Below are 19,448 nucleotides of genomic sequence, written 5' to 3' on the forward strand. Positions count from 1 at the left end.
CGATGCGTTACGCATTCTCGTCGGCAAGGTGACCTTTAACATCAAAGGTTACTTTGTCGACACCACTGTATATTTGGAAACGCAACCCTTTTGCTCTGGCAATGGTGGTGATGCCGAACTGATGTGCCAGCTCCAACCCCATTTGTGTCACGCCAGAGCGGGATAACAACACGGGTATCCCCATCTGCGCGACTTTAATGACCATTTCCGACGTCAAGCGCCCTGTGGTGTAGAAAATTTTATCTTCACCGCGGACGCCATTCAGCCACATTTCCCCAGCAAGGGTGTCCACCGCGTTGTGACGGCCAACATCTTCTACGAAGGAAAGCACCTGATTTCCCTGACACACTGCACACCCATGTACAGCACCTGCTTTCTTATAGGTGTCATTGTAATGAGTCAGCGCTTCCAGTGCCGCATATATTTCAGATTGTTTCAGTAGAATTTGCGGAACTTGGTAATTTTCCAACAATTTCATGACATTCCCATACATGGTGCCTTGGCCACAACCGGAGGTGACGGTCTTTTTCTTCAAGGCTGGCTCAAGATGATCCAAGTTTTCTTTGGTGACGACCGCCGCGGAGCTGGTTTCCCAGTCAATGATCACCGAATCGAGTGCATCCGGATCGGTAATAAATCCCTGATTCTTCAAATACCCCAACACTAACGCTTCCGGCCGAGAGCCTAACGTCATCAAGGTGACAATCTCTTTCCAGTTCAGCAGCACCGTTAACGGACGTTCACAGGCGATGGACTTCACCAACTTGTCACCGTATTCGTCATACACCTCCACATCCATGGTTTGTAATGGGTTTTCACTGGTTTTAATGATCGAAAGTTTTGTCACTGCCAATTCCTGTTGTTTTGCACATCATGTCTTCACGGGTTCTGAAGCGCGCTATCGGATAAGGGAAGTCCTCAGCAAGGATTGTTCCAAATCTGACTTCAACACTAGCGAAAAAAGCCAAAACGGTCTAATCGTTAATCACACACATGTGGCGCGCCCCTCGTGATAGCAGACGACTGGCGCAATAATTGCTAATTCACGTGAATACGCCAATAAACATGATTGGGTTCTCGTGAGCAGCGACGTTGAGTCGCGACCACAATAGAACAGACCAATCAAACCAAGAACGATTAGGTATCCCCATGTCAGACACACACTCCACCATTTTGGATACAGCGAAAACAGAGACCACCTGGCCACTCGGTTGCGAACTGGTGGCGCATGAAATCACGACGGGTATGTGGGTCACCACCCAGTGGCAACTCAAAGGCTTTCAACTGCAGGCTGATGACGCGCCGTATCCGGCCATTCTTGAACTGTATCGTGATGAACGCACCGATTACCGCTTTAACTTGAGCTCTCAGCAACCCAAACTCTTTCTGGTGCTTGAAAACCCAGAAGAAGATGTTCAACCCAATATCATTCGTTTGACCGCGTCTCAGAGCGTGGCAGGCCAGTATATGGATGGCGATTACTTGGTTTTGTCGAATGAAATGCCGCTGCCTGTGCAGGCGTGGATGGAAGCGTTCATCGGCCGCCATGGTGAACTATTGGAAGTGAAACGTAAGAAGCGCAAAGGCGCGGGGAGAGCCAGTGGCCAGTGAATCGTTTTTATCCCGTTGGTCTCAGCGCAAACTGGAACCGCAAGAGGAATCAGCGTTAGTTGAGGCGCCTACTGCGAGTGTCGAAACGGATGAGGAGCATACCGAAGACGTTGAACTCACAGACGACGTTGAACTCACAGAAGCACATATCGGTAGCGCTGAAGAGACGACCCAAGACGCCAAAGCAACTTCGATTGCGGCATTGCTGGCTTCAGAAGCAACTCAGCAGGTAAAAAAGGCCGCGCTGCGTAAACTGTTTTTGAGTGGTGAGTTCAGTGAAGTCGATCGCCTCAACGATTACGACCATGACTACACCGCCGTGAAATCTCTCAGCGTTGAAGTGGCACAGGGGCTACGAGATTGGATGAACAAAGCCGATGAGGGTATTCAAACTACCGACGTGGACGAGAAACTTGACGGTGAAAGCGGTCACATCGACGCCATGCCAAGTGAATCTGAGCAAACCGCTGCGGTAGAACCGGCCCAAAACTCAGATTCCAATGCGACTACCCATGAGGTAAAGCCGGAGACAAAACATGAGACAAACATTACCACATAAATCGTAGGTACATTTTGACCTATTGAATGAGAAACAGGGTGCGACAATTTGTCTCACCCTTTGTTTTTGTCGCAACGTGAACGGCGCGAAATCGGGTTAACGGGCTGAATTGGCGCTCAAAATCAGGTTGGAACACTAATTGCTATTTTCATCAAAAAAGGGCGAACACAAAAGATTCGCTTCAATCATGGAAACGAGCAATGTTAAAACAATTTCTGCAACAAGCGACGTCACCCAATGGCAGCGCGCGGTGGTTTGCCATTGAAAACACGGTGGAGCTGACCAACTTGATCCCACCGACCGTCAGCTACGAGAGCGGCGGTCATACATTGATTCTCGGCCCCACCAGTCTGATTGAACGCACCGTGCTGCAATTATCTCAAATGGCGTCCATCACGCTGCTGTCGGTTGATGGCGAGCAGGGAACGCATGAGCAGCTCTATTTTGCGGATACGGTTGAAATCAGCGGCTTTCTTGGGGCTTTTAACGTCACCGTCGAAAATCATGGCAAGCGTATGAATCTCGCCAATGCAGCACTTGATCTCGACTGCTTCGATATCGTGCTGGATATGTCGCTCAACGGGGTGATGAGTGAAGAAGTGCCCGTGCCGGGGTATTTCCCGGTTGGACGCGGGTTTCCGAAACTCTCCGATGCGCTGGAAGAAATTCCCGATTTGATGGGCACATTCGATAAACCCAAATACTTTCGTCTCGACACCGATTTGTGCGCGCATTCATCGCGTGGCGTCAAAGGGTGTGACCGATGTGTCGACGCGTGTCCAGCCGGCGCCTTATCCAGCGAAGGCTCCGAGCAGACCGGTCATCGCATTCAAATCAACCCGTATTTGTGTCAAGGCGTGGGCACTTGCGCCACATCGTGTCCAACCGAAGCTATTCACTACGCGCTGCCAAACCCGACCGAAACGCAGAAATTCATTGAGCGTTTGCTACTTAACTATCATCAAGCGGGCGGCGAAAAGCCGATCGTGCTGATTTGTAGCTCGCGTCATGAGCAATACAACTTGATGGCGCTGCGAGTACTGCCTGACAACGTCATGCCAGTCACGGTCGAAGAGCTGCCTTCGGTGGGGATCGATACCTGGTTTGCCGCGCTGGTCAACGGCGCGACGCAAGTGTTGTTTGCTGCCAGTCGTCATATGCCGCCAACCATTCTGCGCATACTCAATCAAGAAGTAAGTCTGGCGCAAAGCTTTTTGACTCACCTTGGTATTCGCAAAGAAACCATCGACATACTTTATCTCGAATCGCTACGCGAAGCGGCACCGACCTTGTGTGATGAACCCCTTGGTTTGCACATTGGCGAGCTAGATGGCAAGAAACGCGATCGTTTATACATTGCGCTTGATGCGCTGGCGACAACGCGTGGCACAGAACCTAGCGCGCAGCCGCTGGCGGCCACAGCACCTTATGGCGCCATTGCATGTTCCACCACCGATTGCACCTTGTGCATGAGCTGTGTGGCGGTGTGTCCAACCCGTGCGCTGCATCATGAAGGGGAGTTACCGTCGCTGAAATTCGTTGAGCAAGATTGCGTGCAATGTGGGTTATGTGTGAAAGCCTGCCCGGAGAACGCGCTCACGGCAGTTCAACAACTCAATTGGAATGCTACTCAGCGTCAATCGGTGATGACCTTGCATCAAGAAGAGCCGGCGAAATGCCTGCGTTGTCACAAGCCGTTTGCGCCTCAATCGATGATCACCATGTTGCAAGATAAGTTACGTGGTCACTCCCATTTCTCCGATCAAGCGTCTCTGGATCGCATTGCGATGTGTGAAGACTGCCGCGTTGTCGATGTGTTTGAGTCGATGGCCAATGATCCCGAAAAACAACTGCGCTACTAAGGAGAACGAGAGATGCCACACGATCCATTGAACGACACCACCGCCTCGGACACCACCGCCTCGATGCGCTCAGACATCTATTTGCTGCTGGCGACGTTGCTGCGTGATGTACCGTCACCATCACTGGTCGAATTCCTTAGCCAGTTGGACTATGAAAACAACGGTACGCCGATGGCTGATGCGTGGCGCGCGTTAACACAAGCCGCGCAAACCACGCCGCCAACGGAGCTTGCGCAAGAGTATCAAGAACTATTCATCGGCATTGGCCGAGGCGAAGTGGTCCCGTTTGCATCATGGCATTTGACCGGTTCGCTGATGGAAAAACCGTTGGCGGAAATACGATTCCACCTCAATGAACTTGGGTTGGAGCGTGATGCGTCGGTGAAAGAGCCGGAAGATCACATAGCCGCCTTGTGCGAAACCATGGCCTATCTGTGCGACGCCAACGATGGCGCGCAGCAGGCGTTCTTTAATCGCCATATTTCACCGTGGTTTGAAAAGCTGGTGGACCAAATTCAACAGGCGCAGCACGCGCAGTTTTATCTGTCCGTCGCTCAGTTACTGTTGGCGTTCCTGACACTGGAGAATATTGCGCTCACACAAGCGCTAGCAAGTCGCCGTAATACACACCGAATCGAGGTGAAAAACCTCACCGATAAAGCTCAGCAATGACGATAAGAAAAGCAGACGAACCAACCCGTGTTGACACCGACGTGTTCAATCACGGGAAAGGGAAAAGGAAGCAATGATGAAAGAAGATAAACCGATCAACGAAAGCAGACGTGAGCTGCTCAAAGGTCTCGGAACCGCCGCGGTCGCTGGCGCTGTCGTGACGGGCGTTTCTCAGCACGCAGTCGCGAGCGAAAAGCCCATTGAAGCGAAAGATACGCTGAAAAAAGGGTATCACGAAACACAACACATTCGTGATTACTACGACACGCTATAGGAGCGCCGTGATGAGACTAACCAAACGTTCAGACAGCACGAGCAAGGAAAAGAATCAGCTTGGTATCAGCCGCCGTGCGTTCATGAAAAATACCTCGCTGGCCGCAGGGGGCGCCGCTGTCGGTGCAGCGTTGTTTGCGCCGGGCATGATTAAGAAAGCACAAGCAAGCGACGTGGATCGCAGCGCAAAAACCGAAGTCAAACGCACCATTTGTTCACACTGTTCAGTCGGGTGTGGCATTTACGCCGAAGTACAAAACGGCGTATGGACCGGCCAAGAGCCCGCATTTGATCACCCCTTTAACGCCGGCGGCCACTGCGCCAAAGGTGCAGCGCTGCGTGAGCATGGCCATGGTGAACGTCGCTTGAAATACCCCATGAAGTTAGAAGGCGGCAAATGGAAAAAGATCTCGTGGGATCAAGCAATCACCGAGATCGGCGATGAAGCACTAAGAATTCGTCAAGAATCCGGCCCAGATTCAGTTTACTGGCTTGGCAGCGCGAAACACAGCAACGAGCAAGCGTATCTGTTCCGCAAAATGGCGTCGATTTGGGGCACCAACAATGTGGATCACCAAGCGCGGATTTGTCACTCCACCACGGTCGCTGGCGTCGCCAACACGTGGGGTTACGGCGCGATGACCAACTCGTTTAACGACATGCACAACTGTAAGTCGATCCTGTTCATTGGTTCTAACCCAGCCGAAGCGCACCCGGTGGCGATGCAGCACATCCTGATCGCGAAAGAGAAAAACAGCTGCAAAATCGTGGTTGCGGATCCTCGCCGTACCCGCACCGCCGCCAAAGCCGACTATTTTGTCTCGCTGCGTCCGGGCACCGACGTCGCGTTCATTTGGGGCATTTTATGGCATGTCTTCAAAAATCAGTGGGAAGACAAAGAGTTCATTCGCCAACGTGTGTTTGGCATGGACGAAATTCGTGAAGAAGTTGCGAAATGGAACCCAAAAGAAGTGGAGCGCGTGACGGGCATTTCGGAAGCCGAAGTGTATCAAACTGCGAAAATTCTGTCTGAGAACCGTCCTGGTTGCGTGGTGTGGTGTATGGGCGGTACCCAGCACACCACCGGCAACAACAATACTCGTGCATATTGTGTGTTGGAACTGGCACTGGGTAATTTGGGCAAATCAGGCGGCGGCGCTAACATTTTCCGTGGTCACGATAACGTGCAGGGCGCGACCGACCTTGGCGTGTTGTCGCACACATTGCCGGGCTATTACGGCTTAGCCAACGGGGCGTGGAAACATTGGTGCCGCGTTTGGGATCTTGATTTTGCATGGCTCAAAGATCGTTTCGACCAAAACGAATATCGCGGTCAGAAACCGATGAACAACATGGGCATTCCGGTCTCTCGCTGGATTGATGGCGTGCTGGAAAACAAAGCGAACATCGAGCAGCGCGACAACATTCGCGCCATGTTCTACTGGGGCCATGCGGTGAACTCGCAAACCCGTGGCGTCGAAATGAAGAAAGCGATGCAAAAGCTCGACATGATGGTCATTGTTGACCCGTACCCAACGGTAGCGGCAGTCATGAACGACCGCACTGATGGCGTGTATCTGCTACCAGCAACGACGCAATTCGAGACTTACGGCAGCGTGACTGCATCGAACCGTTCGATTCAGTGGCGCGATCAAGTGATTCAACCGCTGTTTGACGCCAAGCCCGACCATGAAATCATGTACTTGATGGCGAAGAAATTGGGCATCGCCGACCAGCTGTTCAAACACATTCGTGTCGAGAACAATCAACCGGTGATTGAAGACGTCACGCGTGAGTTCAACAAAGGCATGTGGACCGTCGGTTACAGCGGCCAAAGCCCAGAACGCCTCAAAGCACACCAACAAAACTGGCATACCTTCCATAAAACTACCTTGGCAGCAGAAGGCGGCCCTGTACATGGTGAAACTTACGGTCTGCCTTGGCCCTGTTGGGGCACGCCAGAAATGAAGCACCCCGGCACGCACATCCTGTACGATACGTCAAAACCTGTGGCCGAAGGCGGCGGGACATTCCGCGCGCGTTATGGGGTCGAATTTGAAGGCAAGAGCTTATTGTCAGAAGACAGTTTCTCCAAAGGCAGTGAAATTGAAGACGGCTATCCAGAATTCAGCGACAAATTGCTGAAACACCTTGGATGGTGGGACGATCTGACACCCGAAGAGAAAGCGGAAGCCGAAGGCAAAAACTGGAAAACAGACTTGTCCGGCGGCATTCAACGCGTTGCCATCAAGCATGGCTGTATTCCGTTTGGCAACGCCAAAGCTCGCGCGATTGTCTGGACGTTCCCAGACCGCGTGCCTTTGCACCGCGAACCGCTCTATACGCCGCGTCGCGACCTGATTGCCGATTACCCAACGTGGGATGATGCCGAGTCAATCTATCGTTTGCCAACGCTGTATAAATCGATTCAGGACAAAGACGTCTCGAAAGAGTACCCCATCATTCTGACATCGGGTCGTTTGGTGGAATACGAAGGGGGCGGTGAAGAAACCCGTTCGAACCCTTGGCTGGCGGAACTTCAACAAGAGATGTTTGTGGAAGTGAACCCGAAAGATGCCAACGATCTCGGGTTCAAAGATGGCGAATACGTCTGGGTGGAAGGGGCTGAGAAAGGCCGCATCCATGTCAAAGCCATGGTCACACGCCGCGTGAAACCGGGCATGGCGTTCATTCCATTCCACTTCGGCGGTATTTATCAAGGCGAAGATTTACGCAGCAAGTATCCAGAAGGCACGCAACCTTACGTTGTCGGTGATTCCGCGAACATTGCGACCACCTACGGTTACGATCCAACCACTCAAATGCAGGAAACCAAAGTCACCCTGTGTAACATTCGTAAAGCGTAAGGAGCGCAATCATGGCCAGAATGAAATTTCTATGTGATACCAAACGCTGCATCGAGTGTAACGGTTGTGTCACGGCATGTAAGAATGAAAACGACGACGCACTAGAGTGGGGCATTCAGCGCCGCCGCGTGGTGACGTTAAACGATGGCGAACCGGGCGAAAACTCGATCTCGGTGGCGTGTATGCACTGTACCGACGCGCCGTGTATGGCGGTGTGTCCGGCTGACTGTTTTGTGCATACCGAAGACGGGATCGTGCTGCACAACAAAGATCTCTGCATCGGGTGTGGTTACTGCTTGTTTGCGTGTCCGTTTGGCGCGCCGCAGTTTCCAAAACAGTCGGCGTTTGGTGAACGCGGCAAGATGGACAAATGTACTTTCTGTGCTGGCGGCCCGGAAACCGAGCCGGGTTCGGAAGAAGAGCGCAAGAAATACGGCGCCAACCGGATTGCCGAAGGCAAACTGCCGATGTGTGCGTCACTGTGCTCAACCAAAGCACTGATGGCGGGTGATGCCGAGAAAGTGTCTGACATCTTCCGCCAGCGTGTGGTGGAACGTGGTGCCAAAGGTGCCGGTTGGACCGATGGTGAAGATCTCTCTTACGATGCAACAAGGAGCTAAGTGGTGATGCGACATATTTGGATGCGCGCCACTCGTTATGTGCTGCCGTTACTGGCAGCACTGATGTGCTTTGCTGTTCAACCTTCGTTTGCCGAAGAGAAAAGCAAACCGGATGTGGTGCAAAGAGAAATCACGCAACTGGCAGGCGCAGATTACTGGCGTCAGGTTCGCCAAGGAGAGTCGGGCTATACCACGTCTCAGTCCCCTGAACATGGCGTATTGATCAGCAAACCCGGCGAAACCTGGTTCATCTTGAAAGAAAAATGGATGTCACCGGCTGGCGCAGTCGCCATTTTTGGCAGTATCGCGATGGTGATTTTTGCCTATGTGGTTATGGGGCCGCTGATGCTGAGTAAGCCGAGAACTGGGCGGAAACTGAAACGTTGGTCGCGTTTGGACCGCGCGCTGCACTGGAGCATGGCGTTTACCTTTTTAACCCTTGCGTTCAGTGGCTTGATGCTGGTGTATGGCAAACACTTTTTGAAACCCTATGTGCCGACGGATCTTTGGGGATTCATTGTGTATGCCGCCAAGCAGTACCATAACTACATGGGGCCGATATTCTTTGTGTTGCTGGTGTTTATTCTGCTCAAGTGGTGGCGTAAGTCACTGTTTAGCAAAGTGGATCTGCATTGGTTTATGAAGCTGGGCGGCATGGCAGGCAAACACAAAGGCAGCCACCCGTCGGCCGGTTTCTCCAACGGTGGTGAGAAAGCCATTTATTGGCTGCTGATCTTTTTTGGCGCGTTCGCGGCATTCAGTGGATTGGTGTTGGATTTTCCCATCTTCGGCCAAACGCGCCGTGATATGGAACTGTCGAATTTGGTGCACATGATTTCCGCGTTGATTCTTATCTGCGGTTTCATCTTCCATATTTACATTGGTTTGTTCGGTATGGAGGGTGCATTAGAAGGGATGGTCACTGGCAAAGTTGATGAAACTTGGGCCAAAGAGCATCACGATCTTTGGTACGAAGAGATGAAGCAGCAAGGCCAAATCGAAGAAGCGGACGCCGCTGAAAAGACACATCACGTTGTGACAGGAGAGCCTAAGCATGAAACCCGCTAGTCAAAACGGCGCCGTGTGGTTTGTTTATATCGCCAGCTTACTGACACCGTTCACCTGTTTGGTATCCGGCGTGATTGGGATCATTTACGCGGGCTATCGTCTGGACAAGAACGAAGATGGGGAGGTGGCGAATTCTCACTATTATGGGCTGATTCGCAGCTTCTTCTTGTTTCTGACTTTCTTTGTGGTCTTGCTTGTCACCGTTGCGACCTCCAACGGCTTGATTATTGGCGTTAACCGATACTGGTACGCCAATTCTTGGCTCAACAGTGTGGGGTACGCCATTCCTTACATCGGCGCACTGATTGCGTGTTTTGCCATGCTGATCTGGATCGGGCGCATGGTGCAGGGGATGAAGCAGTTGAAAAGCGATATTCCGCATAAGCCATCGAACGGCCCTAATCTCTGATTCAACACCCGGTTTTATACCGGGTGTTTTTTTGCGCAACATTCCAGTGCGCATCAAAGTAGTGCCATTTCTCCATATTGGTGCATTGTCCGCACCAGCATAAACCAACCCATTCACCACGTTTCAACTCATCTTTTTACTTATTTAAATCATTTCAATCACTTATTAATTGCTCATCAGTCATTAATATAACCTTCAATCATTGGAACGTATCTTGCTCTATCAGTGAAAAAATAGAATAACCTCACCAACTTGGTGAAAATTTAAACGAGTAGCACAGGATTAGTGCACTACTTTGTTATGGAGTAAATGAGAATGAGTGAAACCGTAAGTCAGGTACAAGGTGCCGTTCAAACCCTGACCCAAAGTTCAGATACTTTATTTTTGCTGCTTGGCGCCATTATGGTGTTTTTGATGCATGCAGGATTTGCATTTCTGGAAGTGGGAACCGTCCGAAAGAAAAACCAAGTCAATGCGCTGGTGAAAATTCTGGCCGATTTTGGCGTGTCCACCATTGCCTATTTCTTTATTGGGTATTGGATTGCCTACGGCGCCAACTTCTTTTCTGATGCCGCAACGTTGTCGCAGGGGAACGGTTATGAGTTGGTAAAATTCTTCTTTCTATTGACGTTTGCCGCAGCAATCCCCGCCATCGTATCAGGCGGCATTGCAGAGCGCGCCCGTTTCTACCCTATATTGATGGCGACATTTTTCACCGTCGGGATCGTGTATCCATTCTTTGAAGGCATCATCTGGAACGGAAATTACGGCATTCAAGCGTGGTTTGAATCCAGCTTCGGCGTCGGGTTTCATGACTTCGCAGGTTCCGTGGTCGTGCATGGTGTCGGCGGTTGGATTGCGCTGATTGCAGTGATTTTTCTGGGCATGCGGAAAGGGCGCATTCGCGCTGGCAAACACACCAACTTCGCACCATCGAACATTCCGTTCTTAGCGCTTGGCGCGTGGATCCTCAGTGTGGGTTGGTTTGGGTTCAACGTTATGTCCGCGCAAACCCTCAACGGCATTAGCGGCTTGGTTGCGATGAACTCCTTGATGGCCATGGTTGGCGGGATTTTAGCCGCGTTAATTGCCGGCAAAAATGACCCCGGCTTCATTCACAATGGCCCGTTAGCAGGCTTAGTCGCAGTTTGTGCGGGATCGGATTTAATGCATCCACTTGGCGCATTGGTGACGGGTGCGATCGCTGGCGCGTTGTTCGTGTGGCTGTTTACGCAGTTACAAAACAAAACCAAAATTGACGATGTGCTGGGCGTTTGGCCATTGCACGGCGTATGTGGCGCGTGGGGCGGCATTGCTGCGGGGATCTTCGGTCAAGCTGCATTGGGCGGCATGGGCGGTGTTAGTTTCGTCGTGCAAGTGCTGGGAACCGGATTGGGCATTGGGGTTGCGGTCGTTGGTGCGTTTGTCGTGTACGGCGCGCTGAATCGCGTTTCAGGCTTGCGTCTCTCGGAAGAAGACGAGTTTAACGGGGCCGATTTGGCAATCCATAAAATCTCTTCGGTGAACGAAGAGTAGTACGCCACACTCTGGGATGAAAGAGCAGGTGATGAACCTGCTCTTTTTGCATTTGGGCTCACAGAAGAGGGCATAGTTGTTTGAATTAATACTATGGTCTAACCCGCAAAGCTAGGGATGTCGGGGCATCGGTGCTAAGCTAGCCGAAAAGCAAAATAAAAGGACGTTGTATGAATTTTCCGTATCGCAATGTTGTTGTACTGACGGGTGCAGGCATCTCGGCAGAATCCGGGATTCAAACTTTCCGAGCCCAAGACGGACTATGGGAAAATCACCGAATCGAAGATGTCGCGACACCGGAAGGGTTTGAGCGAGATCCGAATCTCGTCCAAGATTTCTACAATCAACGCCGCCGTAAACTCCAGTCTGAGAGTATCCAACCCAATGCTGCGCACATCGCGCTAGGTAAGTTAGAGAAAGCACTCGAAGGCAGCGTCACCATCATCACTCAAAATATCGATAACCTGCACGAGCGTGGCGGCAGTCAAAACATCATCCATATGCACGGCGAGCTACTGAAAGCGCGCTGTAGCGTCTCCAATCAAGTGGTTGAGCATAAAGATGACATTCTCACTGGCGAGTTGTGTCATTGCTGTCAGATGCCGTCGCAGATGCGTCCACACATTGTGTGGTTTGGGGAGATGCCACTGCGCATGGGCGACATCTATGCTGCGTTGGAACAAGCGGATCTATTTATTTCGATTGGCACGTCCGGCGTGGTGTATCCAGCGGCTGGTTTTGTCCACGACGCGAAAATGCATGGCGCGCACACGATTGAAATTAACTTAGAGCCGAGTGCGGTAGAAAGTGAATTCGCCGAGAAACGCTACGGTAAAGCCAGCGTGGAAGTCCCACGTCTGGTCGAAGAAATTCTGGCATTGCAAGAACCGACCATCAAGCACGCGTGACGATAACATCGCGCGCCAATAGGCGGTAGATACCGTGATGGAGAGACTGGGATAAAAAAAGCGGCCAATGGCCGCTTTTTGCTTGGTTGCGAATTACTTTGAATTCACTTTAAGCTTTTGGAAGTACTCTTCGTACAGTGCGGCGGCTTCGCCGACTTCATCTTGCCAAACGCCACTGTCCATCACAGATTGAGGCGGGAAGACGTTCGGATCATTTGCAAATTCAGCAGGCAGCAGGCTGTATGCGGTTTTTACTGGCGTTGGGTAGCCAATTTCCAACGCAATTTTCGCTGCATTTTCAGGGCGCAGGAGGAAGTCGATCATTTTGTGCGCAGCTTCTACGTTTTTCGCACCGGCTGGAATCGCGATGCTGTCCATCCAGAAAATCGTGCCTTGCTCTGGCCAGATGATTTCAATTGGCGCGCCTTCTTCACGAGCCATGTATGCAGAACCATTCCACAACATGCCCAGAGAAACTTCACCCGCCAAATATGGGTTCGCTGGGAAATCCGAGTTAAAGACCAACACGTTTGGCATCAGCTTTCTCAGTTCGTGATAAGCCGCTTCGATTTCTTTGGGATCGGTGGTGTTTGGTGAGTAACCAAGTTTGCTAAGCGCGATGTGGAACACTTCACGTGCATCATCCATCATCATCAGCTGACCTTCCCACTTCGCGTCCCACAGGTCGCCCCAGTTTTTCACGGAAGATTTGTCCAGCATGTCAGTATTGATACCAATACCAGTTGCGCCCCAGATGTAAGGAATCGAGTACTTGTTGTCCGGATCGAAAGGCTTGTTCAAATAGTTAGGATCCAAATCCGAAAAATGACTCAATTTTGATTTATCGATTTCGCGCAACATACCTTCTTTGCGCATTTTTGAAACGAAATAGGTTGATGGCACAACCAAATCGTAACCCGAGCCTTGAGTTTTCAATTTCGCATACATGCTTTCATTGGACTCATAGGTCGAGTAGATGACTTTAATACCAGTTTCCTTAGTGAAATCTTCCAAGACTTCGTTAGGAATATATTCAGACCAGTTGTAGAAATACAGTTGTTGGTCGTCAGCAATTGCATTGGTAGTGAATAGAGTCGCAGCGCATAGTGCGCCAGCATACAGTTTACTTTTCATTACTTTTCCATGATGTAGTGCAAGAGCCTAGCCAGGCAGGAGCGTGTTCATTTGGGGGGAAGAGTATACCAGCTCAAAAAAAAATAGGCAGCCAAGGCTGCCTATTTCATTCATTTTCGGAGTTTACTGACCCGCTTTAAGCTTCATGAAGTAATCTTCGTACTTCACAGTTTTGTCGCCAACAGCTGCTTGCCATTCAACACGGTCCAGATCTTCTTGAGAAGGGAAGAGTGGTGCGATGTCTTGGAACTTGTCGTTCGATGCTTTCACGCCAGTGAGGTAACCCGTGTCACGTGAGATTTGCTCTGCAATTTCAGGACGCAGCAAGAAGTCGATCATCTTGTGTGCCGCTTCTACGTTTTTCGCGCCAGATGCAATCGCAAAGTTATCAACCCAACCGATACCGCCTTCTTTCGGGAAAACCAGTTTCAGAGGAAGACCTTCTTTTTGCGCTGCTGCTGCTGAACCGTTCCACAACATGCCTAGGCCAACTTCACCAGACAGGTAAGGTGCCGCTGGGTTATCCGAGTTGAAAACCAAAACGTTTGGCATCAGTTTTTGTAGTTCAGCGTAAGCTTCGTCAATCTGTTTGTCGTCAGTGGTGTTACCTGAGTAACCCAGTTTACGTAGTGCGATATGGAACACTTCACGCGTGTCATCCATCAGCATCAACTGACCGGCCAATTCCGGTTTCCACAGGTCGCCCCAGCTTTGGAAATCGTTTGGATCGTACATGTCGGTGTTCACTGCCAAACCTGTGATCGCAACAACGTGAGGAATCGAGTAATCGTTGTTTGGATCATAAGGTTTGTTCAGATAGTTTGGATCCAAATTTTTGAAGTTTGAAAGCTTAGATTTATCAATTTTCTGAAGCATACCCTCATCACGCATCTTAGAAACGAAGTAGGTTGATGGAACAACCAGATCGTAACCTTCGTTATGCGTTTTGAGCTTAGCGTAGAGTGTTTCATTCGACTCGTAAGTCGAGTAAATCACTTTGATGCCTGTTTCCTTAGTAAATTGTTCCAGAATGCCGCTGTTGATGTACGGTCCCCAGTTCATAAATACCAGTTCTTTATCTTCCGCTGCTGCTGTACCCGTAAACAGTGAAAGCGCACATGCACTACCAGCCAATAGAGTAGCCCATTTTTTCATTGACGTTAGCTCCAAACCAAACGTTGCCCATTCGGGCGTTAGATAGAAAAACAGAATGACGTGAGTCATTCTGTTTCGTGCTTTTTAAGAAATTGAATTCTACTTCACTTTTTCCCTTGCTAACAACTGTGAAGTGATAACAAGTACTAAAGAAATCACTAACATCACTGTAGCAAGTGCGTTGACTTCTGGCGAAATACCCACTTTAACCATCGAGTAAATCTTCAAAGGTAGAATTTCGTAGGTTGGTCCAGTCACAAATGAGCTGATAATCACGTCATCTAGCGACAGAGTGAAACTTAATAACCAACCCGCAGCAACCGCAGGTTTTGCCAAAGGCAGAATGATTTTTTTCAAAATCACCCATTCGCTGGCACCCAAATCTTTTGCGGCTTCCAACATTTTTACGTCAAACCCATTGAGGCGGCTGTAAACCGTCACCACCACAAATGGCAAACAGAATGTAATGTGTGCAATCAACAGGGTAAAGAAGCCCAGTTTTGCACCCAACACTAAGAATAGCGCAAGTAGAGAAATTGCCATGACAATATCTGGGGACATCATCACAACAAATAGCATCCCGTTGACCATGCCTTTGCCTTTGAACTGATAACGGAATAGGGCAACTGCTGTCAGGCTACCAATGATGGTTGCCGCCGTGGCAGAAAAGACCGCTACGTTCAAGGAGTGCCAAGCCGCTTGCATCAAGCTGTCATTGGCAACAAGAGCGTGGTACCACTTAACCGTAAATCCACCCCATTTAATGCCAAATTTGTTGTCGTTAAACGAGTTGGCAATTAGCACGATGATCGGTAGGTACAAAAATAAGTACACTAAGCTCATAAAGCTAAATCTAACTGCTCTTCCCATTAGTCTAGCTCCACTTTTTTGTTCAACAGTTTACCCGCGCGGTAGTACGCATACAGCATGACCGCCATGGCCATCGTCAATGCAATACTGGTTGCAGCGCCAAACGGCCAGTCACGCGCGTTCAGCACTTGGCTCTTAATCACGTTACCAATGAGCAAGTTCTTCGCCCCGCCAAGCAGGTCAGCAATGTAGAACATGCCCAACGCCGGAAGCAGCACGAGCAAACAACCGCCGATGATACCCGGCATTGTCAGAGGCAGGATCACTTTGGTGAGCGTTTGCAGTTTGTTCGCGCCCAAATCGCGCGCCGCTTCAATGTAAGTGCCGTCTAGTTTCTCAATCGCAGAGTAGAGCGGCAGAATCATAAATGGCAGCAGAATGTAAACCAGACCAATCATGACCGCAGTCTCGGTGTACATCAGACGAATCGGAGTATCAATCAAACCAATGCCCATCAGCGCTTGGTTCAAAATCCCTTGCGTCCCCAGAACAATCTTTAAGCCGTATGTACGGATCAGAGAGTTAGTCCAAAACGGCACAATCACCAAAAACAGCATGATCGGGCGCCATTTCTCGGGCATTTTGGCCACGATGTAGGCAAATGGGTAACCGATAATCAAGCACAAAATAGTGGCCACAATCGCCATGTAGAACGAATGCAGCATGACTTTGGCATATAGCGGATCCAATAAACGCGCGTAGTTTTCAAGCGTGAATGTGAGGTCAATCAGATTGGCTTCATCACGCGTTAGAAAACTGGTCCCCACGATCATAAGGTTAGGGATCAGAACAAATAGAACCAACCAACCAACAATGAGGGTAATGATCGCGTTTTGAAGACTAAGCTTTTTGCTCATCATTGAGGACTACCTCCCAGCTTTCAACCCAAGTGATTGCGACTTTCTGGCCGATAGAGTGGTCCACATCCGGATCATCTTCGTTAAAGAATTCGCTAACCAGTACGCGCATACCAGAATCTTCTAGTTCAATGATCGATTCCAGCGTCATGCCTTTATAGGTACGATCGGTCACTCGACCCAAAATACCGTTGGTTTCAGACTCTTTAATCTCTTCAATGCGCAAATCTTCAGGACGAAGCAGAACCTGCAACTTATCACCCGAGTTAACGTCTTGATCGTAATAAACGACCGAATCAACGCCTTCGATTTCAACACGCACGCGTTTTTCATCCAGACGCTCTTGCATCACGGCGTTGAACACGTTGATTTCACCGATAAAGCGGGCAACAAACAGGTTCTTCGGTTCTTCGTAAATTTCACGTGGAGAGCCATCTTGTTCGATCACACCGTCACGCATCACGATGATACGGTCCGACATCGACAGGGCTTCTTCCTGATCGTGAGTTACGAAAATAAAGGTAATGCCTAATTGACGCTGCAGCTGTTTGAGCTCGATTTGCATCTGTTTACGTAATTTGTAATCCAGTGCAGACAGCGATTCATCCAGCAGCAATACTTTAGGTTTGTTGACAACAGCACGAGCAATCGCAATACGCTGTTGCTGGCCACCAGAAAGTTGATGCGGTTTGCGTTGAGCCATTTGCTCAAGACGCACCATCTTCAGTGCTTCTAGAACGCGAGGTTCGATCTCTGCCGTTGGCACTTTCTGCATACGCAGACCAAATGCAACGTTCTCGAATACCGTCATATGCGGAAAGAGTGCATAGCTTTGGAAGACAGTGTTGACGTGTCTTTGCTCAGCAGGAACGGAAGTAACATCTTGACTATCAAGAAGAATTTGACCTTCATCTGCCGTCTCAAAACCGGCGATCATTCTCAGGACGGTGGTTTTACCACAACCAGATGGCCCCAATATGGTTAGGAATTCACCGTGGTTTACATCAAGATCTAAGCGACTGATGATTTCCTTACCATCGAAACTTTTACTAATGCCAGAAAGACGAATAACTGGCTTTCCTACTGAATTTTGTTCGTTCAACGTCTGTTTTTCTCCCACCTTGGTCCGTAGATTCGCTCTACTGATTAGACCTGTAGCAATACACCAAGTAAGGCGCGAATCATAATCATCATGGAAACGAATTCAAAGTTTTTTCTTATTCTGAAACAGAAAAAATTTTGCACCTAAAAGTAAAGATTAATTACCATAGGCGTTTCGCTTAACTCTTAATGGTTTCAAGTGGTTAATTATCAACCATAGTTTCCAGAAAGCAAGACGAGTTTGGCACACAGAGTTTAGACTCGGTAGCATTTCAGTATAATGACCGAGTATTTTATCTGTCTTGTATAGGTCGCATTTTTGACAAGCCAACTTAGGGCACATTATGAATAACGATATCGAAAAAGATTTCAATTTGGGAGGAACGGTTGAGCGCGCTCTGTCGGGCCAGTATCAACTCAAGATTGGAGAGGTATTTAAAGAAGCCTTTGACTGCACCATTAAACATTTTCTGTCCTTTTCTCCTGCCATTGTGATGCTCATTGTCGTTCAGGTTGCGATCTTCTTTATCGCACTCAAACTGCAACTTGGTGATCCATCGATTATTGTCTCTGCCATCGCTCAAGACGGCGTGTTCCCACAAGGTCTGGTGCAGGCAATATTTATCGCAAACTTCAGTTATGAAGTGGTTAGCGCGCCGATTTATGCTGGTGTGTGTCTGATGGCAATGAGCCACGCAGCAGGGTTGAAGACCAAAACTGGCCATATCAGCAAAGGCCTGCAATACACGGTGCCGGTGATCATTGCCACACTATGTGGGTTAGTACTACAAGGCGTGGCGGGCATGCTGTTCCCGCTGTTGTCGATGTATCTTTCATTGGCGTTTAGCAACTCAGTGCTTCTGATTTGTGAAAAGCAAGTGACACCGATGCGTTCATTGCTACTTTCACTGCGCGCCGTCAACAAGAAAATTCTGCCGCTGGTCGTCATCTACATCGTCATGATGATGATGTTCGTCGCCGCTGCAATCTTTTATGGCATTGGCCTTATCTTTGTGCTGCCATTTTTCTTCCATGTCAAAGGCATTATTTACCGCAATATGTTTGGTATTCGCCTTAAGATCGTCACCACATCGTCAAACCATGACGACGATAACAATGATAATAACCAAGATTCACAGGTGTTTAATGCTTAATAAGAATAAGTATCTCGCTTTATCTGTCGTTGCTGTGATTGCTAGCTGCAGCGTTTACTATGTCAAACAACACTCGACCGACTCAATGTCGATTGAGATGAATGGTCAGGCTGTGTCTGATGCGCCAGATTTCGCCGCCATCAGCGATATTCCAGAGAAAAAGCATGCATTTTTCTCTTACCTGAAACCTGGGATCGCGCTGGAAAACGAGCGCGTCATGAAAGAGCGTAAAATTATCAAGCGCATCAAAGACAATTTTGAGAAAAATCGGGTGTCCGAAAAAGATCTCGATGATGCGAAACACTTAGCGCGTCTATACAATGTGGCGTTGACCGACAACCAAGTCGACGACAAATGGCTGGCCATCATGCTGCATCGTGTGGACGTCCTCCCAGAAGCGCTGGTATTGACTCAAGCCGCCAATGAATCAGCATGGGGTACATCACGCTTTGCCCGCGAAGCAAACAACTACTTTGGTCAGTGGTGTTACACTGAGGGCTGTGGTTTGGTGCCTCGGGCACGTGCCGAAGGCATGACTCATGAAGTGGCGAAATTTAGCTCGGTCCAAGAATCGATTCATCGCTATTTCATGAACGTGAACCGCAACGCTGCGTATTACGACTTACGCAAAATTCGTTACGATCTACGCCAAGACCAAAACAACTTACTCAGTGTCGAGACTGCTGTTGAACTCACGAACGGTCTGCTGAAGTATTCAGAACGCGGCGCAGATTATGTGGCAGATCTTCAAACCATGATCCGTCACAACCAAAAATATTGGCTCAACTAAGC

General features: G+C 49.5%; 19 protein-coding genes. 13 read left to right on the forward strand and 6 right to left on the reverse strand.

The window, feature by feature from the left end:
• Positions 1-7 precede the first annotated feature (7 nt).
• Positions 8-847, reverse strand: a complete 840-nt coding sequence (locus tag ACF8PK_RS06370; RefSeq protein WP_014205072.1) for a formate dehydrogenase accessory sulfurtransferase FdhD — start codon at positions 845-847, stop codon at positions 8-10.
• A 302-nt stretch (positions 848-1,149) separates the two neighbouring features.
• On the opposite strand from ACF8PK_RS06370, the gene ACF8PK_RS06375 reads away from it, so the two are divergent.
• The 11 genes from ACF8PK_RS06375 (at position 1,150) to cobB (ending at position 12,385) form a co-directional block, all read left to right on the forward strand.
• Positions 1,150-1,611: a DUF3305 domain-containing protein gene (locus ACF8PK_RS06375; protein ID WP_392440568.1), complete on the forward strand. Its 462-nt coding sequence runs from the start codon at positions 1,150-1,152 to the stop codon at positions 1,609-1,611.
• The gene (locus tag ACF8PK_RS06380) at positions 1,601-2,170 is read left to right on the forward strand and encodes a DUF3306 domain-containing protein (RefSeq protein ID WP_392440569.1); all 570 of its coding nucleotides are present in this window, start codon (positions 1,601-1,603) and stop codon (positions 2,168-2,170) included. The genes ACF8PK_RS06375 and ACF8PK_RS06380 overlap by 11 nt, the downstream gene beginning before the upstream one ends.
• A gap of 200 nt (positions 2,171-2,370) precedes the next feature.
• The gene (locus ACF8PK_RS06385; protein ID WP_392440570.1) at positions 2,371-4,032 is read left to right on the forward strand and encodes a 4Fe-4S binding protein; all 1,662 of its coding nucleotides are present in this window, start codon (positions 2,371-2,373) and stop codon (positions 4,030-4,032) included.
• Between the two features lie 63 nt (positions 4,033-4,095).
• Positions 4,096-4,704 (forward strand): molecular chaperone, encoded by a 609-nt coding sequence (locus ACF8PK_RS06390; protein ID WP_392440619.1) that lies wholly within the window; start codon positions 4,096-4,098, stop codon positions 4,702-4,704.
• Positions 4,705-4,777: 73 nt separating this feature from the next.
• Positions 4,778-4,978 (forward strand): twin-arginine translocation signal domain-containing protein, encoded by a 201-nt coding sequence (locus ACF8PK_RS06395; protein WP_392440571.1) that lies wholly within the window; start codon positions 4,778-4,780, stop codon positions 4,976-4,978.
• A 10-nt stretch (positions 4,979-4,988) separates the two neighbouring features.
• Entirely contained in the window at positions 4,989-7,844 is a 2,856-nt protein-coding gene (locus ACF8PK_RS06400; RefSeq protein WP_392440572.1) for a formate dehydrogenase subunit alpha, read from the forward strand.
• Positions 7,845-7,855: 11 nt separating this feature from the next.
• Complete coding sequence (fdh3B, locus tag ACF8PK_RS06405) at positions 7,856-8,464, forward strand: formate dehydrogenase FDH3 subunit beta (protein WP_004725926.1); 609 nt, start codon at positions 7,856-7,858, stop codon at positions 8,462-8,464.
• Positions 8,465-8,470: 6 nt separating this feature from the next.
• The gene (locus tag ACF8PK_RS06410) at positions 8,471-9,532 is read left to right on the forward strand and encodes a formate dehydrogenase subunit gamma (protein ID WP_041942686.1); all 1,062 of its coding nucleotides are present in this window, start codon (positions 8,471-8,473) and stop codon (positions 9,530-9,532) included.
• Complete coding sequence (locus ACF8PK_RS06415) at positions 9,519-9,941, forward strand: hypothetical protein (protein ID WP_014205079.1); 423 nt, start codon at positions 9,519-9,521, stop codon at positions 9,939-9,941. The genes ACF8PK_RS06410 and ACF8PK_RS06415 overlap by 14 nt, the downstream gene beginning before the upstream one ends.
• A gap of 315 nt (positions 9,942-10,256) precedes the next feature.
• The gene (locus ACF8PK_RS06420; RefSeq protein ID WP_158140784.1) at positions 10,257-11,477 is read left to right on the forward strand and encodes an ammonium transporter; all 1,221 of its coding nucleotides are present in this window, start codon (positions 10,257-10,259) and stop codon (positions 11,475-11,477) included.
• A gap of 170 nt (positions 11,478-11,647) precedes the next feature.
• Positions 11,648-12,385, forward strand: coding sequence for a Sir2 family NAD+-dependent deacetylase (gene cobB, locus ACF8PK_RS06425; protein WP_004725934.1), 738 nt, complete (start codon positions 11,648-11,650; stop codon positions 12,383-12,385).
• 93 nt (positions 12,386-12,478) lie between these two features.
• On the opposite strand, the gene ACF8PK_RS06430 is transcribed toward cobB, so the two are convergent.
• The 5 genes from ACF8PK_RS06430 to potA form a co-directional block, all read right to left on the reverse strand.
• Positions 12,479-13,519 (reverse strand): extracellular solute-binding protein, encoded by a 1,041-nt coding sequence (locus ACF8PK_RS06430; protein WP_004725936.1) that lies wholly within the window; start codon positions 13,517-13,519, stop codon positions 12,479-12,481.
• A 123-nt stretch (positions 13,520-13,642) separates the two neighbouring features.
• On the reverse strand, positions 13,643-14,674 hold the full coding sequence (locus tag ACF8PK_RS06435) for an extracellular solute-binding protein (protein WP_004725938.1): 1,032 nt from the start codon (positions 14,672-14,674) through the stop codon (positions 13,643-13,645).
• Positions 14,675-14,773: 99 nt separating this feature from the next.
• Positions 14,774-15,544: a spermidine/putrescine ABC transporter permease PotC gene (potC, locus tag ACF8PK_RS06440; RefSeq protein ID WP_004725940.1), complete on the reverse strand. Its 771-nt coding sequence runs from the start codon at positions 15,542-15,544 to the stop codon at positions 14,774-14,776.
• A complete protein-coding gene (gene potB / locus ACF8PK_RS06445) occupies positions 15,544-16,401 on the reverse strand; it encodes a spermidine/putrescine ABC transporter permease PotB (RefSeq protein ID WP_014205083.1) in 858 nt (285 codons plus the stop codon). Before potB ends, potC begins: the two co-directional genes overlap by 1 nt.
• Positions 16,385-17,521: a spermidine/putrescine ABC transporter ATP-binding protein PotA gene (gene potA / locus ACF8PK_RS06450; RefSeq protein ID WP_004725943.1), complete on the reverse strand. Its 1,137-nt coding sequence runs from the start codon at positions 17,519-17,521 to the stop codon at positions 16,385-16,387. The genes potB and potA overlap by 17 nt, the downstream gene beginning before the upstream one ends.
• 325 nt (positions 17,522-17,846) lie before the next feature.
• Here potA and ACF8PK_RS06455 point away from each other — a divergent pair, with 325 nt between their 5' ends.
• Positions 17,847-18,656 (forward strand): hypothetical protein, encoded by an 810-nt coding sequence (locus ACF8PK_RS06455; protein ID WP_004725944.1) that lies wholly within the window; start codon positions 17,847-17,849, stop codon positions 18,654-18,656.
• Complete coding sequence (locus tag ACF8PK_RS06460) at positions 18,649-19,446, forward strand: glucosaminidase domain-containing protein (protein WP_041942544.1); 798 nt, start codon at positions 18,649-18,651, stop codon at positions 19,444-19,446. The genes ACF8PK_RS06455 and ACF8PK_RS06460 overlap by 8 nt, the downstream gene beginning before the upstream one ends.
• The last annotated feature ends 2 nt before the right edge of the window (positions 19,447-19,448 follow it).

Origin of the sequence: Vibrio sp. CJQ_6, assembly GCF_043106745.1 — a bacterium.
GTDB classification, from domain to species: domain Bacteria; phylum Pseudomonadota; class Gammaproteobacteria; order Enterobacterales; family Vibrionaceae; genus Vibrio; species Vibrio furnissii.